Annotated in this window: 9 protein-coding genes and 2 pseudogenes; 3 read left to right on the top strand and 8 right to left on the bottom strand. The window is 56.2% G+C overall.

The window, feature by feature from the left end:
* Window positions 1-214 precede the first annotated feature (214 nt).
* A pseudogene (locus tag CU100_RS27725) lies at window positions 215-541 on the top strand (AraC family ligand binding domain-containing protein); the annotation flags it as partial.
* Here the strand turns inward: CU100_RS27725 and CU100_RS17150 are convergent.
* From CU100_RS17150 to CU100_RS17140, 3 genes are all read right to left on the bottom strand, one after another.
* The gene (locus CU100_RS17150; protein ID WP_407070348.1) at window positions 464-1288 is read right to left on the bottom strand and encodes an aminotransferase class I/II-fold pyridoxal phosphate-dependent enzyme; all 825 of its coding nucleotides are present in this window, start codon (window positions 1286-1288) and stop codon (window positions 464-466) included. The pseudogene CU100_RS27725 and the gene CU100_RS17150 sit on opposite strands and share 78 nt — an antisense overlap.
* An 80-nt stretch (window positions 1289-1368) precedes the next feature.
* Window positions 1369-2559, bottom strand: coding sequence for a M20 aminoacylase family protein (locus CU100_RS17145; RefSeq protein ID WP_106717778.1), 1191 nt, complete (start codon window positions 2557-2559; stop codon window positions 1369-1371).
* Window positions 2560-2614: 55 nt separating this feature from the next.
* Entirely contained in the window at window positions 2615-3967 is a 1353-nt protein-coding gene (locus CU100_RS17140) for a DUF3100 domain-containing protein (protein WP_106717777.1), read from the bottom strand.
* Between the two features lie 172 nt (window positions 3968-4139).
* Here CU100_RS17140 and CU100_RS27090 point away from each other — a divergent pair, with 172 nt between their 5' ends.
* Entirely contained in the window at window positions 4140-4784 is a 645-nt protein-coding gene (locus tag CU100_RS27090; protein WP_106717776.1) for an AraC family transcriptional regulator, read from the top strand.
* A gap of 498 nt (window positions 4785-5282) precedes the next feature.
* On the opposite strand, the gene CU100_RS17125 is transcribed toward CU100_RS27090, so the two are convergent.
* From CU100_RS17125 to CU100_RS17105, 3 genes and pseudogenes are all read right to left on the bottom strand, one after another.
* Window positions 5283-6290 (bottom strand): M14 family metallopeptidase, encoded by a 1008-nt coding sequence (locus CU100_RS17125; RefSeq protein ID WP_170113872.1) that lies wholly within the window; start codon window positions 6288-6290, stop codon window positions 5283-5285.
* Window positions 6291-7338: 1048 nt separating this feature from the next.
* On the bottom strand, window positions 7339-8475 hold the full coding sequence (locus CU100_RS17115) for a mandelate racemase/muconate lactonizing enzyme family protein (protein WP_170113871.1): 1137 nt from the start codon (window positions 8473-8475) through the stop codon (window positions 7339-7341).
* Window positions 8476-9172: 697 nt separating this feature from the next.
* Window positions 9173-10726, bottom strand: a pseudogene (locus tag CU100_RS17105) (efflux RND transporter permease subunit); the annotation flags it as partial.
* Between CU100_RS17105 and CU100_RS17100 the strand changes: the two are divergent.
* On the top strand, window positions 10686-12098 hold the full coding sequence (locus CU100_RS17100) for a hypothetical protein (RefSeq protein WP_106717771.1): 1413 nt from the start codon (window positions 10686-10688) through the stop codon (window positions 12096-12098). The pseudogene CU100_RS17105 and the gene CU100_RS17100 overlap by 41 nt on opposite strands.
* Window positions 12099-12847: 749 nt before the next feature.
* Here CU100_RS17100 and CU100_RS17095 read toward each other — a convergent pair.
* Both CU100_RS17095 and CU100_RS17090 read right to left on the bottom strand, forming a co-directional pair.
* Window positions 12848-13846, bottom strand: coding sequence for a squalene cyclase (locus tag CU100_RS17095; protein ID WP_106717770.1), 999 nt, complete (start codon window positions 13844-13846; stop codon window positions 12848-12850).
* 67 nt (window positions 13847-13913) lie between these two features.
* The gene (locus CU100_RS17090; RefSeq protein WP_106717769.1) at window positions 13914-14345 is read right to left on the bottom strand and encodes a thymidylate synthase family protein; all 432 of its coding nucleotides are present in this window, start codon (window positions 14343-14345) and stop codon (window positions 13914-13916) included.
* Window positions 14346-14569: the final 224 nt, after the last annotated feature.

Here is a 14569-nt window from a genome sequence, read left to right as displayed (position 1 = left end):
GCGGGGAGGCGTCACCGATCCAACTCAGGTCAATTTCATACAATACAAGGCTGGGGTTTGAGGTATGTTTCATACCCTATTTGAGTTCGACATGTTCTTGGCTCATATATTTTTCGCCATCAAGGGAGAGACTCGCAATCGCGAAGCGCATTCAAAACAGACGCTGTAGGAGCGCAAGGCAAGCTCCTGCTACAAATGCATTTGGAGGGAACGAATGCCAGATGTTACTGAATTTTGGCGACACCCCCGGTTTGAGAACCTTGGCATGCTCAAGGCACGATTCCAGGACCACAGATATCATCTGCACACGCACTCGACATATGTCATCGCCCTCATAACAGGGGGTTGCGAGCGTATCAGAATCGGTAACAAGAACGTAAGTGCAACCCCCGGTACAATCGCTGTTGTGAATCCCGAAGAATGTCATGACGGGCAAGCAGGTACGGAGGCCGGTTGGTCGTATCTAACGCTTTATCCGACACTCGATCTTATGTCTTCTATCAGCGAGGAACTCGGCCAGATTGATGTGCCAGTATTCTCCCGTCCGCTTATTAATGATCGCGAACTGGCACATGCAATCCTGACTGCCCACGAAAGTTCGCGTGACGATGATGGCATCAAAGCGGAAGCTGTGCAGTTCATCAACGAACTCCTGCGAGCCTGCCACAAACCCGCCGCTCGCGCCGCCAAGGGCTTTCGACAAAGATCCGGTGAGCAACAATCCCGGGGAGCCGTTTGGAATTCCGCACATAGGTGCCGTACCGGCGCCCTTCGGGCCGACCACGGCCGTTGCATGCGCCTCGTCCACGACCAGCAAGGCGTCATGCGCACGAGCGAGTTTGTAGATTTCCATCAGCGGCGCGGCGCCGCCCTCCATGCTGAAGATCCCGTCGGTGACAATGAGCTTTCGGCGTCTGGCCCCGGCATTTTCGAGCGCCTCGCGCAGCTTGACAACATTCCTGTTTTCGTATGCGACGACATCTGCCTTGCTCAGTCGGCAACCGTCGATGATGCTGGCATGGTTCAGGCGATCAGAGATGATGATATCACCTTGCTCAACAAGCGTCGTGAGCACGCCTGAATTGGCAGCACCTCCCGAGGAGTAGACTGCCGCGGATTCCGTGCCAAGAAATTCGGCAAGGCCCTCGCAGAGTTCGAGGTGGAGGGCCGTTGTCGCCAAAACAGGGTAGATGCCGGCTCCCGTACCGTAGATGTCCAGCGCCTCCCGCGTGGCTGCAATAACACGTTCGTCGAGGGAGAGGCTGAGATAGTCGTTCGAACCCAGCATGATCATGTCGATGCCATCGATCACCGCGTGTCCGCCCCGGCGACTACTGATAAGCGGCAGGCCGCTCTGCGACGTTGAACTCATTGGGCAGCCTCACGCGAGTGCAGCGGCAACACCTGCTCGACGAGAGTTTGCCAATAACGCAGCACGGCGGGGACGATTCCATCGTTAAAGACGAATTTATCGCCATGCAATCCTTCAGAAGGGCCGACTTCGCCGGCACCGATCCACACATAACATCCGCCCACGGCGCGAACCATGTAGGCGAAATCTTCGCAACCAAGGCTCGCAGCGAAGTCGGTCACTACATTCTCACTGCCAAGCACGCTCGATGCGGCCTCGATTGCCCGCGCCGTGGCCTCCGGTGTGTTCACCACAGGAGGGTAGCCCTTCTTGTATTGCAGATTCGCGCCCAGCGAATGCGCGGATGCAATTCCTTGGGCAATCTGGCCAACGAGCTTCTCGCAATGATCCGATAAGCCGGGCTCGAAGAAGCGGCAGGTGCCTTGCACCCAGACCTTCTTCGGCACGATATTGCCGACATTACCCCCGTGGACCTGCGTGATGCTGACAACAAGCGGCGACAGCGGATCCACCGAGCGACTGACGATCCGCTGTACAGTCTGAACGAATGCCGAGGCGGCCAGGATCGGGTCGTCGCCGATCTGAGGCATGGCTGCGTGGCTGCCCAGGCCTTCAAACGTCAGTTCGAAATTGTCTACAGCCGCCATTTGTGGACCAACGCGCGTAGCGATTGTCCCGAATTTCAGGCCGGGCCAGTTATGGACCGCATAGACGGCCTCGACCGGGAAACGGCGAAAAAGCCCGTCTTCGATCATGCGCATGCTGCCGCCTTCGTTTTCCTCCGCCGGTTGAAAGATGAAGTAGATCGTGCCGTCAAAGGACCGTGTTTCTGAGAGCAGCTTTGCCGCCCCCAACAGCATCGCCGAATGTCCGTCATGACCACAGGCGTGCATCACGCCCTCGCTTTTTGAGATGTACGGCACGTCGGCTTTTTCTACTACGGGAAGGGCATCCAGCTCCGCGCGAAGACCGATAGCATGCGTACTGTTGCCGTTGCGAAGCACCCCGACGACGCCGGTGCCACCGATATTTTCGTGAACCTCATCCACGCCGAAGGAGCGTAGCTTTTTGGCCACGAAACGTGCTGTTTCTTTTTCTTGAAACCCAAGTTCCGGATTGGCGTGAATATGGTGTCGCCAGCTGATAACTTCATCGGTGAGAGGGGCAATGGGATCATTGTGCAGCATTGAAATCTCCTTAGGGATCGCTTGATTGGTGCGTTGGAAGCCGGGCAACTGATCGTCAAATGTGAGGGTGCACAAAGAATTGCGCGATCAAAGTCGCTCCGATGAATGTGCCGGCATTGGCGACAAGGGACACAAGGACGATACGCCAGCCGAGTTTGCGGAAGACTGGCACATCCTTCGCGATCGACAGCCCTGCATATGCGATCACGGGAGTAGCAAGTGCGAGAAAGTTGATTTTGCCTGTCGAGACGCTCACCGCGTCGGCGTACGGCACACCCGGATAGGTCAGCACCATGGCGATGAGTGAGACGAACAGTACGGCGGGCAGGGCGTTCTTCGTCAGGCGGTATATTGCGAATCCCACTGCAACAACCGCCACGATGATCGCCAGTCCTGCCAGAATCTCTCGGTCGGGCCATGCCTTGTAGCTGTACCAGTTGCCGAACAATGCCATCAAACCCGAGGCAAGCCAGATTGCCAGGAGATGCACGGCTGAAAGTTGGGGCAAATTTTCTGACGTCTCCCTTTGCAGGCCCTTGTCCCACGCGACAGATGAGATCGCGCGTGTTCGACCAAGAACGGGTTCTAGTTTTCCGTAGAGCCAGACCGTGAACGGCAGCGACAGGAACAACGTGAAATACGTTCCGATGGTCACGGTGACGAGATTGGCGGCAGCTGCGAATGCGGCGACCTGCTTTGCGACTTCGGGTGTCTCCTGCGCAGCAATGGCGCCAGAGGCTGCTGCCATCATGCTACCCGACCCGACCCCTGCACCCATTGCAAGGGCAAGTGGATTGAAGATCCCTAGACTGGCGATCAATCCGGCGAATATCGCAATAAAAGCCGCACCGAAGATGGTGCCAGTAATATACTCGGCCAGAACGCCGTGTCCTTCGGGACTGTCCATCCCGTATTTCTCGCCAATGATGGCAAGGCTGGGCTCGCGTCCGACCGAAAAGGTTGCGCCGATGGCTTCCCGCTTGATGCCAAGCAGCAGTGCCAATGGAAGCCCGAACACCATCGTCCCGAAGAAGTGCCCGAGTTCTTGAAACGCCAGCGCCCAGCCCGATTGCAGTATTGTCGGCAAGTTGCCGCCCACCAGCAATCCAAGCTTTGCCACGAAAATCAGCAGTGCAGGCTGCAGCACTGCAGCCGACAGAACCTGCATTTTCCGGTCGATCTGAAGCGCCTGCGGCAACCTTGGGCTTGAGATGCCCCATACGGCTCCGATCAACAACGCCCACAATAGCGGCATCAGGATGATTTGGAGCTTTCCGCCGAGCGGGATGGTCAAGGTTCCGATAAGTTCGGCGACAAGCACGCATGCCGCCGCGCAGAAGAACAGTTTGGCAAGGCGGGTTCCCGCGAACACACCCGGCGGATTTACCGCCATTATCCTCTCAGTCATCGTTCGTTCCCTCTGTCAGGTTTTCATTGTGCGTTGGCCCTTTTTCCGGCTCTTCAAGAGCGATGATGACTCCAGGCGCAGCACCGCGTCTTGGACAGAAATGACCTGCAAATGGTTCGCGGTGAACCTTCGTTCATGATATTGAGAGCGGGCGATCTTGAAGGGAGGAGCGATGTCATCACATGGATCTTTAGACAGACTTCGCACTAGTCTTCATGTTCAAATCGAGCACGACAGGAGCGTCGAAGTCGTGCAAGGCAAACGGCATCGCTGGTCATTTCGAGCGCATTATCACTCAGGTGACGAGCTGGTGACGATCAGTGAAGGTCGAGCACGCCTTCGAACCGCATCGGGTTATCGTGATTTCGAAGCGGGCGAAACAGGACTCGTACCGGCTGGTACCGTGCATCGTTTTGAAGCTCTTGATCGAGAGGGCTGGGCCTTTTGCTCGAGATTTGTTTCCGGTCCAAACGTCGTCTGGAAGGGCGGGCGAAGCGCGATTATTGAACGTGTAACGCAGGAACTTTCTACAAGACCCACACTGCAAACCGATGTCGTGAGCGTTGCGAATGCCTGCGCCGTTTCCCCGGGCCATCTCTCGCGTATTTTTCGCAATCAGGTTGGCACCAGCCTGCACAATTTCCATGTCGTGCTCGCACTTCACAAAGCCAAGAAGCTCCTACAGCAGCGAGAGTCATTGGTCGAAGCTGCCCTGGACGGAGGATTTTTCGATCAAGCCCATTTTACGCGAGAATTCGTACGCATGATCGGATTGACGCCGGGCTCATTCAGAAATGCTTGGGCAGCGGCCGTCTAGGATGCCGCGTCTTGCGATCACGTTTGTTCATCCAGGAGGGTGGAGCTATCTGCATGTTGGGAGAGGATCGTTTCGTCCGGCACCTGCCGAGGGCCGCATTTCAGTCCAGCCCGGCCAGGGCAGGGCGGCCATGCAGCCTGACCCAGCAAGTCCGCGATGCGGCAATGGCAGTCGGTCAATTGATCACAACCGTTCAAACTGTCGTTTCGAACAGAGACCCGCTGCAACGGGGTGGGGTTTGAATTACCTTCGTCAATGGCGATTCGGCGCCTAACGCCGTCCTGGAAATGTTCACCGTCGGTGGCAGTATCCCAATTTTGACGGCGCCGTGCACAGGGGAAAGCGCCTTGCCGCCAAACAATGTGCCGCGATGATCGCTATTGCCGGCAAATACAAGTTCAGCCATCCGAGTGAACACTAGAGATTTATTCACCTCGTTTTGATCTGCTCAGTTGATCGATACCTTCGGGATTGGCACACCGCACTCGAACACAAGGTCTACAAATCGGTTGCCAAATGACCCAGGCAGTCGCCCGGCTTGACCATGGCGAAAGTCCGGATGCAGATCGCCAGCCCGCCGGACCTAAATCGAATTTCGACGGGTGGTTTCCACGGCTGTGTGGCATCAAAAATCCTGCCCGCCAGCGCTCCGGGCGCAAGCTCATCGCCGAGTTTGTAGGCAGGTTCAAATATTCCGTAGGCGGGGGAGAAGGCAAACAGGTCCGGGTCATGCAGACTGAGACAGCGGATTGCAGTTTTTCGATCTGGTTCCTCGATGGTTTCTGTCGTCAATCCGATATGGCGAAATATCCTTCGCAGGCCGCTGCTTAACATTGACAGCCCATCGAGATTGACCGTCGACCCTCCGCCGAACTCGCCGGTGAGCAAGTGACAATTGTGTTTGTCGGCTATATGGCCGAATACATTATTTCCTCCATCCAATGCCCTTAGGCTGTCGAAATATCCGACCAGTGGCGAAGAAAAGGCCTTCACCAGACCGTCAATCGTCTCGCGCTTTTCCCCATCTGGCCAGGTTGGCGCCAGCAGCAGCGGCAGGTATTGAAGCGATGATCCGCCTGAATGCATGTCGATTGCGTAGTCGGCACGGTGCAGCAATTCGGTTGAAATATAGTCCGCAATCAATTGCGTGATGCTCCCGTTTGGAGAACCAGGAAAACTTCTGTTGAGATTGAGCTTGTCAATCGGCGAACATCGCGTGGCGGCAAGGAACGCCGGTTGGTTGATCGACGGAAGTATGATCAGACGGCCGCTAATATCCAATTTCTCCAGCTGCGCCAATAGTCCATAGAGGGCAAGCGGCCCTTCATATTCGTCGCCATGCACACCTGCCGTCAGCAGCAATGTCGGCCCTGCACCTTGCTTGGCCACGGCGATGGGAACGGGAATATGTCCGTAAGCCGATTCATGCACCGAGTGAGGAATTCGAAGGTGCCCGTATCTCACACCGTCGTCGTCGAGCGATATTGAAGAAGTGATCATGCTCATTGAGTTTGTCCTGTGCTGTTGTGCGCGCACGACATCATCTCGATCTGACGCGCTCTGTCTTGCATGGAACGCGCTATTGCAAATTGCATGTTCGAGCGGCCCCTGTGATAGCGGCCAGTACATTCCACGTTGTCACGACCCGCCCCGAAGTCCTCGCTTCCGCAGTGACCCCTTGGCAAGGTCAGACAACGCCGCAGGAGCAGACGTTGTGGAATGCCAATTTTGTGCAAGACGTGTCGTGGACGCTGCTGAATATTGCCGTTCAAGAGATATAGGAAAGCTCACTGGAGTGCTCATGGCGATGAGCTACGCGAACATGATTTTGTTAAGCGTCGTACGTCGCGGTGGGGTGCAGTGACTTCGAATTCACGCAAGAGCAAGGCGCGATCCGAGTTGAAAGTATATGCATGAACAAACGAATATTGTCACCGCATGAACGAAGCTGCCTTCAGTGGGTTTCCCGAGGCAGATCCCTCTCCGAAATCGCATCCCTTGAGGGTAAGAGCCTTGAAGAGGTCCAGACTTGCCTGGCGCGCGCGCTGGTGACGCTTGGAGCCATATCAATAGACGACGCGCTTAAGAAAGCGAACCTCTCCGGCCCCGATTGAGCTCGAGTATCTTCCTAAGGCCGATTGTGAGCGCTGGCCTGGATGATGAACTCTCCAAGATCTGCCAAATGCCAACCGGTTCATTCTGCAGAATGCCGCGATGGTGCCCATATCTGACTTAAGGTGCCGCAGCAGCCAGATTACCTCGATGATGCGGGGGCCTTGGCCTCCAGCGATCGGCATGAACGCATCTGAGTTGTAGATGTAATTTCAACAAATCCACAGGGTCGTATCCGGGCGCCTTTGGGAATGCCCGCCCTCTCGATCCCGGCGGGCCCTCTACCCCTCGGGAATGCCGATCGGCGTGCAATTGGTAGCGCGTCCATTCCCTCCTTGCAGGTAGGCTGCAGGAGATTGTCCTGTCCCTTCAAATCCACCGAGACAGAGCTTGGACAGGCTCCGAACGCCGACGCGTCGACGTCATCAGCGGATCCAGAAGCTCACTTACTACCACCGCTGAAATTGCTTTTTATCTTCTCGGCACTCAACTCGTGCATTTCCAGTGCAGACCTGTTGAAAATGAGCCCGTGCCCTGGACGGTTGGATGGGACCCCCACGCCGTTCTTGACGACAATTGGCTCCTCGAGCAGGCCAAGTTCGGTAAAGCTTCCGCCGATCACGTTCTCGAGCATAAAACTGTTTTGAACCCCGCAAAGGAGCTGAAGAGATAGTTCCATCATGTAATGAGGAGCAACCTGTTTGCCGAACGCATTGGCCAGGTGTGCAATCTTGTGCCATTCTGTTATGCCGCCGACAAAGGCAACATCGGCCTGCACAACATCCACGGCGTCGGCCCGCAGATACTCCAGAAACTGCTGCCGGCTATAAAGACTTTCGCCCAGCGCTATTGGCGTTCGGATCGACCGCTTCAGCGCGGCATGTCCGGCGATGTCCTGACACATCATCGGCTCTTCGATCCAGCCGAGATCGAACTTGTCGAGCTGGGCGCCCTTCTGAATGGCCTCAGCCGAGGACCATTTTTGATTGAGGTCAACCAGCAGCCTGCCCGCGGAACCCAAGCGCTCCTTGACTTTGGCAATTCGCTCCAAATCCTCTGAAAAATCGGGCTTGCCGATCTTGATTTTGACCGTGTCATATTTCTGCGCCTTGTATTCATCTACGCGGCGAACCAGATCGTCGACTGTGTCATCTGCGCTGAGGTTAATTTCGCTGATATAGCTGGCTATCTGTTCCCTCGCTCCCCCAAGAAGACGAAAAATGGGCTGCTGGTAAAGCTTGCCGAGCAGGTCCCACACAGCAATATCAATGGCGGCAATGGCCATTGAGTTGACGCCAAGGCCGAGACGGCGGGACTGGCGGCTGAGTCTGTTCCAGATATTCTCGTAGTTGCGGACGTCCATTCCGATCACGAGCGGGATTAAATAATCGTCGATGAGTGCCTTGATGGCGGTGCCGCCTATATCCACCGTGTAGCTGACACCTACGCCGGTCGCGCCTGTATCAGAGACCAGTTCGACAATAACAAACTCCAGACTCTCGACCTTGTTTGTGGCATCTTCCCATAGGGATGCTGGCGGCAGACGATAGGCTTTTACACTCGCGTTTACGATTTTCATAAGTATCTCGACTTCAGGGTGGGATAGAGCTCTTGCCAGCATACAAGAGTTCTGCGGGCTGTCGTCCAATTTTCGGGCGTCAGCCACACCGGTCCCCGTTCATGATGACTTCGAACACTTGCCCGACGGGCTTGAACTGTGGATGGGTCATGTTGCTTCCACTCTGTGTCGAGGCAAATACATCATCTTGTATGTGTGGTTCGGCCCGGACGGCCACCCGCGCCGGCACCGTTGTCCCGGGATATTAGTCGCCGTTCCCTTGACTCAGCATCTGATCCGCCAAGGGGTAGCAGTGGCTCGCCTGATTGTGATCCTGCGCGTCAGTTTCACGGCAAAATGCCCGGCGTTCGACCTGGGAAAAAAGGCTGGTGGCCGGAAGAAACTTAGGTTCTCGGTATTCTTCCAAACCGGTGCAGGGACCTGGTAAGCGCACCTTCGACGGCAGCATCGACGTAGTCGAGCCGGCGGGGCCGATACGATGCTAACGCCATTGGTCGGTGCCAGACCATGAACGCTTGAACCGCGCTTTACCGGAAAAAGAGGAGAACACTGCGGCCTTTGCTGTCGATGCAACGAGCATCAACCTCTTCGGTCCTGACCAGTTTGTTGGTGCTGGCGGTCGAGGTCAAGGCTGGATCCAACCTGGGCCCGGCATTGTCGAATTCGGTGCAGCGCTCAGCGCCGACAAGATTGCCGATCATTGGGGTAAGTGGACCTCTGGCGACGTTTGCACAGCCACATCCCCACGAAAGGGCTTTATCAAAATCTGCAAAAGATCATCAATAAACGTGAAGACAACTGGGATCACCATAAGGCTCAGGAAGGTCGAGGTAATCAGGCCGCCCAGAACCACGATCGCCATAGGTTGACGGAAACCGGAGTCGCCGCCACTGAGGCTTAAAGCAATTGGCATCATGCCAGCGCCCATGGCGATGGATGTCATGATAATCGGCCGAGCGCGTTTTTGGCATGCATCAATCAACGCATCAAATCGTTCCATTCCCTGTCGGCGAGCCATGATCACGTACTCAACAAGCAGGATGGAATTCTTGGTTACAATCCCCATCAGCATCAGCAAACCAATGACAGCGGGCATCGAGAAGGTGGTGCCGGTTACCAGGAGAGGCCCCAGTGCCCCTCCAAGAGCGAGCGGAAGAGCCATGAGAATGGTGACGGGCTGCAGAAAGTCGTGGAACAGGAGGACCAACACCGCGTAAATGCAAAACACCCCAATTGCCATCGCGACACCAAAGCTTTCGAACATCTCCGACATGCGCTGAAGCTCCCCCTGTTCAACGACGTGAACGCGGCCGGGTAGACTTTTCATGGCGGGGAGTGCTCGTGCTTCCCGATTGACATCGCCCAATGCACGCCCGTTTAGCTCCACTGACAGGGTCACGTTGCGTTCACGATCGATGCGGTCGATCTCAGATGAACTTCCGCCTATGCGGATTTGTGCTATGGAACCGAGCGCAACGCTGCCGTTTGTGCCGCTCACACGTAACTGCGATATCGAGTCGATCCCGGTTCTCATTTCGGGCTTCAACCTCACCCGGATAGAAATTTGCCGTTGAGGCAGGTTTAACTTCGACAATGACGAGGCGTAGCCGCCATTCGTGGCTACACGAAGAACATCGGCAATGGCTTCCGAGGTAATTCCAACTGCCGCGGCGCGTGCAAAATCTGGAACGATTTGAATTTCCGGCGCCTGTAGGGACGCGCTTGAGGTGATTGCGCCGACGCCGCCGAGGGTGCGCAAATCTTTCTCCACCGCCATTGCGGCTTGATCGAGGGCGTCTGCATCGTCGCTTGCAAGGGTAATTTCCAGCGTTGTGCCTCTTCCTCCAGATCCAACTTCGACCCGTGCCCCTGGCAAAACGGCAAGGGCGCGTCGGATGTCGCCTTCAATCGCACTCTGGGCGCGATCACGATCATCCAAAGGCGTAAGGTTGACCACAAGGGTGGCAGAAGCAGTGTCCGAAGAGATGGACGTGTCAAGGCCACCGCCACTGGACGCAGACCCGACAGCAACGAAAACGGTCACGACGTCCGGGACAGTCTTTACGATTTCTGCAGCACGACGTGCCAAAGCGTCGGTTGTCCGAATTTGGCTGCCGGGCTGCAGCGTCAACGTGACTTTGGTCTGCGAGTCGTCAGATGCTGGGAAGAACCCGGTTTCCAACAACGGAATCACGGACAGTGAAACTGCCATGAAGATGATGATGCCGACGACAGTCAGTTTTCGCAGGTTGGCGAGGACGTCTCCATCAGAGCTCCTAGCTGTTGTGAAGAATATGCGGCTGTGGATGTTGCTGGCCTTCGCGGGATCGGCGCTGGTGGGTCTCGCCCTGTTAACCGGGGCGTTTGCCTATCTCAGCAGGACCAATGATTTGACAATCAGTGGCATTCATGCGGTCGAGCCTGCTCCCGGCGTTCCAAGATTGGTCATAGAAACGTTTGAGGACCTTTCCGGCACCCCCCACTCCGCGATCATCGCCCAAGGCTTGACCGACGAGGTCATTCTCCAGCTGGCTAAGTTTAAGGAAATTATCGTCGTTGCGGGCGATGCATGGCGCGGTACGAGCAAGCTGCTGGCGACAGGATATCCCCAGGCACTCTTTGCACTGGAAGGACGGGTGAGGCTGCACGGCGAAAAGCTTCGGCTGAACGCACGGCTCGTTGATCGAAACAGCGGATCAGTGGTCTGGACAAACAACTACGATAGCATTGTTCAGGTTCAAGACCTGCTTCAGCTCGAAGCCGGCATCGCTCGCGAGGTGGCGACAGCGTTGGCCCAGCCCTACGGGATCATTTTCCAGGCGGATGCCGCCGACCTTGCGCCGTCGCCGCCAAATGATCTGGAGGCCTATAAATGTACCTTGGCCTACTACCGCTACCGCACTGATCTTGACCCTGCGACGCACGCGTCTGTAAAGAGTTGCTTGCGCCGGGCCGTAGAACGTTTCCCCAATTACGCGACAGCCTGGGCCTTGCTCTCCTTGACCTATCTCGATGAACTTCGCTTTCGATACCGCCTCAATTCAGCGGTCCCATCGCTTGACCTGGCAACGAACGCAGCATTGCGGGCGGTCGAACTTGATCCGCAAAACGTGCGTGCGCTCCAAGCCGAAATGCTGAGTTATTTTTTTCGAGGCGAGATCGCAAAGGCGTTGGAAATCGGCGCGCGAGCTTATGCGATTAACCCCAACGACACCGAATTGGCGGGTGAGTATGGATTCAGACTTGCCCTGTCGGGGCAATGGAAATCGGGATGCAAGCTGATTGCTTCTGCCGTTTCGCGCAACCCGCGGCCCTCAGGATATTTCGAGTCCGGGCTTGCTGTCTGCGCTTACGTGGATAAGAACTATATAGAAGCCGAGCGCTGGGCGCGAGGGGCGGACATACCTGACAACCCGATCTACCATGTCATATTGACGGCAATCCTCGGGCAACTCGGCAAAATCGAGGAAGCTCGCAGCCAACAGCAATGGCTCAAAACCCATGCGTCAGCCTTCATGGACAATATACGCAATGAAATCGCCGTCCGGCTCGTTCGCCGCGAGGACCAGCTGCATTTCATCGATGGCCTCAAGAAAGCGGGAGTTTCTATTCCCGAGGTATGATCGATCCGGCCGTTCAGAGGGATAGACACGCCGTCGACACGAGCTACCTAGCGAAGACTGCGAAAGACGCCAGGGTGTTAAAAGGCCAGTTGCCTCACTTAAATCTGTGGGGCTAACGTCCCTGTAATTTCCCCAATTTTCGATCGGAGTGATTATCTAACGTGCGGCGCGAACCAGCCATATTTCATTTGGTTATTTCCGAAGTGGATTGTACCAATGGAAATTGCTCAATTCGCGTGTCATATGTGGATTTGAACAAAACGTTCGACGTGTGGTGACACGACCATCTGGCTATGACTTGCGCGCTGGCCGCTTCGTCATGGAGTTTGCGCGGTCAGCGCCGCGCGCACTCGAACGCATCACCAGCGTGTCCCCAGCGTCAGTCAAGTTCTTCTTAGTCTTTTCGTCGATATCTCGCCATCGTGATTGAACTGTGTCACCGTGACGGGGGTGCTTCTGTCATCACCTTCGAGCGTGTATGGGACGGCGTGGGAGTTCTCGGGGGGATCTTTCTTGCCTGAAAATTCGCTCCAATGCGTGAACACGAGTTTCCTCGCTGTTCGAGGGCTACGATCTTGCCTCGATCCTGATAGGGCTTCCCGCTCCACTCTCCAGCCAGTCGGTCTCGACCTTAACGCCTGCAAACAACTTTGTAGAACCATTATCTTCCAGACCTCAGCAGGCGCTGCCTTGATTGTTCTGGCAACTTCAACGGCCTTCTTCATCTCAGGCGCCTCTCGTCCTAGAGATCAAACCGTGCCGGTGGCAGAAGACATCTCAGCGCTTGATTCCCACCACTCGAGAACCCGCAGCGCCTTCAACGTGATCCACGGCGATGGGAAGCCCGGTCCTTCATCGAGATGGAACCAGACGCGACCGGGCAATCGAGTCTCGGTCAGCCAATAGCCGCCGGCCTGCTGGCGAGACCTGAGCAAATCGACAGCCTCCCCGAGTCTGCGATCGGGCAGCGACGAACTGAGACTGCTTGCTTTCCTGAAATAATCGAGTGCCCGCAGGATGTCGTATTTCCAACGGTGCGGGTAGATCGGAATGAAAAAAGATTCGTCGGCAGTGGCACCGGTTGACAGACGCCTGAAGAGGTGTCGGTCAAGTAAGAATGCTTCGCCGGTTCGACGCGCCTTCTTTACATCCTCCGATCCACCATTGGCGATCTCATATTCCAGTATACCCTCGAGAACATTGATCGTACTCGCGAATGAAGATCGCGCTGATCCTTCAGCGCGCCGGCAGTTCCAGCCCCCATCCACTTGAATGGCGTCGAGGAGCTTTTCTACGATCGGCGAGACGTCTGCGCCGAAGTAAATACCATCGGCCAGCGTCCTGCCGTTGATGCATTCTTCGACTTCGCCTTGCCAGAAGGGCTGCCCACCTTCCTCCCATCGGCAGTTATCGCCAACCAGCGTCGTCATTCGGCGGGCACTGTCCGATTCCGGATCAAGCCCGAACTCTCGAAGCTGCGTGATGGCAAAACCCGTAGCTGTCCAAGGCTGACCCAACGATTTCCACTGCGACCAGTCGAAGTCTCTTGGAGCGAATGCGCCACCGGCCCATTGACCATCCTCATCCCGATATGAAAGCAGTCGGGCGCCCCAGCCTTCGGTCTCCACTTTGGCGCGCTCCGCCCGCCAGGTGGGCTCCGGTTCGCCAAGTAGATCCCGCATGACCTGCCACCGGACTGAGGGATCGATCTCCATCAGCCATTTGATGGTGGTGTTCCCAGCCTTCATTATTCTACTCTACATGTAAGTGCTTCACGCATGGATGGAGCATCCCAGATCGATACGAGCCAGGCCTTCATTGGTCGCGGTGATTTACGGCAACTTCGCCACCCCCTACAAGCCATCTTGCATCGAACCAGCGATCAGCCGGCCCGTCATAGGGCAACCGCGTGACATCCCAGTGGCTGACGAAGCGTGCATAGGCGTCCCACACCGGTGGGCCGCCGCCGATGAAGACGACACGGCCAGCAAAGCGCCTGAGCGTGTCCTCGGGATCCATGCTGGAGCGAACGACAACAAGTTCCCGATCCGCGCGAGCAAAATCCGGAACGCTCGCGATCGTCTTGGGACCGGCGAGCAAGACGTGTCCTCTCGTGAGGTCGAAAAACCGTGCTACGTCAGCGACGAACTCCGGCGACCGGTCGCCTTCCCATGGAAGGCCGCCTTTGAGGCCGAGTTGTCCCGCTTTGCCGATGGCACAGACAACCCTAACGACAGTTTTCTTCATGAGAACTCCACCCGTTGCTGGTCTGATGAATGTGTTGCAACGTTTTGGCTATTTCGCGGCACGGGACGGCTTGCCTATGCCACATTTTCTCGCCGTCGAGCATCTAAGACAAGCATCCATTCACCCTCGGCCTTGGCCTCAGCATCTGCTGGAAAGCCGGCTGGTTCCTCAGGTTCTCGCGTTCGCGCCAGGCCAGTAAACCAGGCTTCTCAAGGGTACCCAGA

The organism is Phyllobacterium endophyticum (genome assembly GCF_003010935.1).
Lineage (GTDB): Bacteria > Pseudomonadota > Alphaproteobacteria > Rhizobiales > Rhizobiaceae > Phyllobacterium > Phyllobacterium endophyticum.
This window is presented reverse-complemented; position numbering and strand designations above follow the sequence as displayed.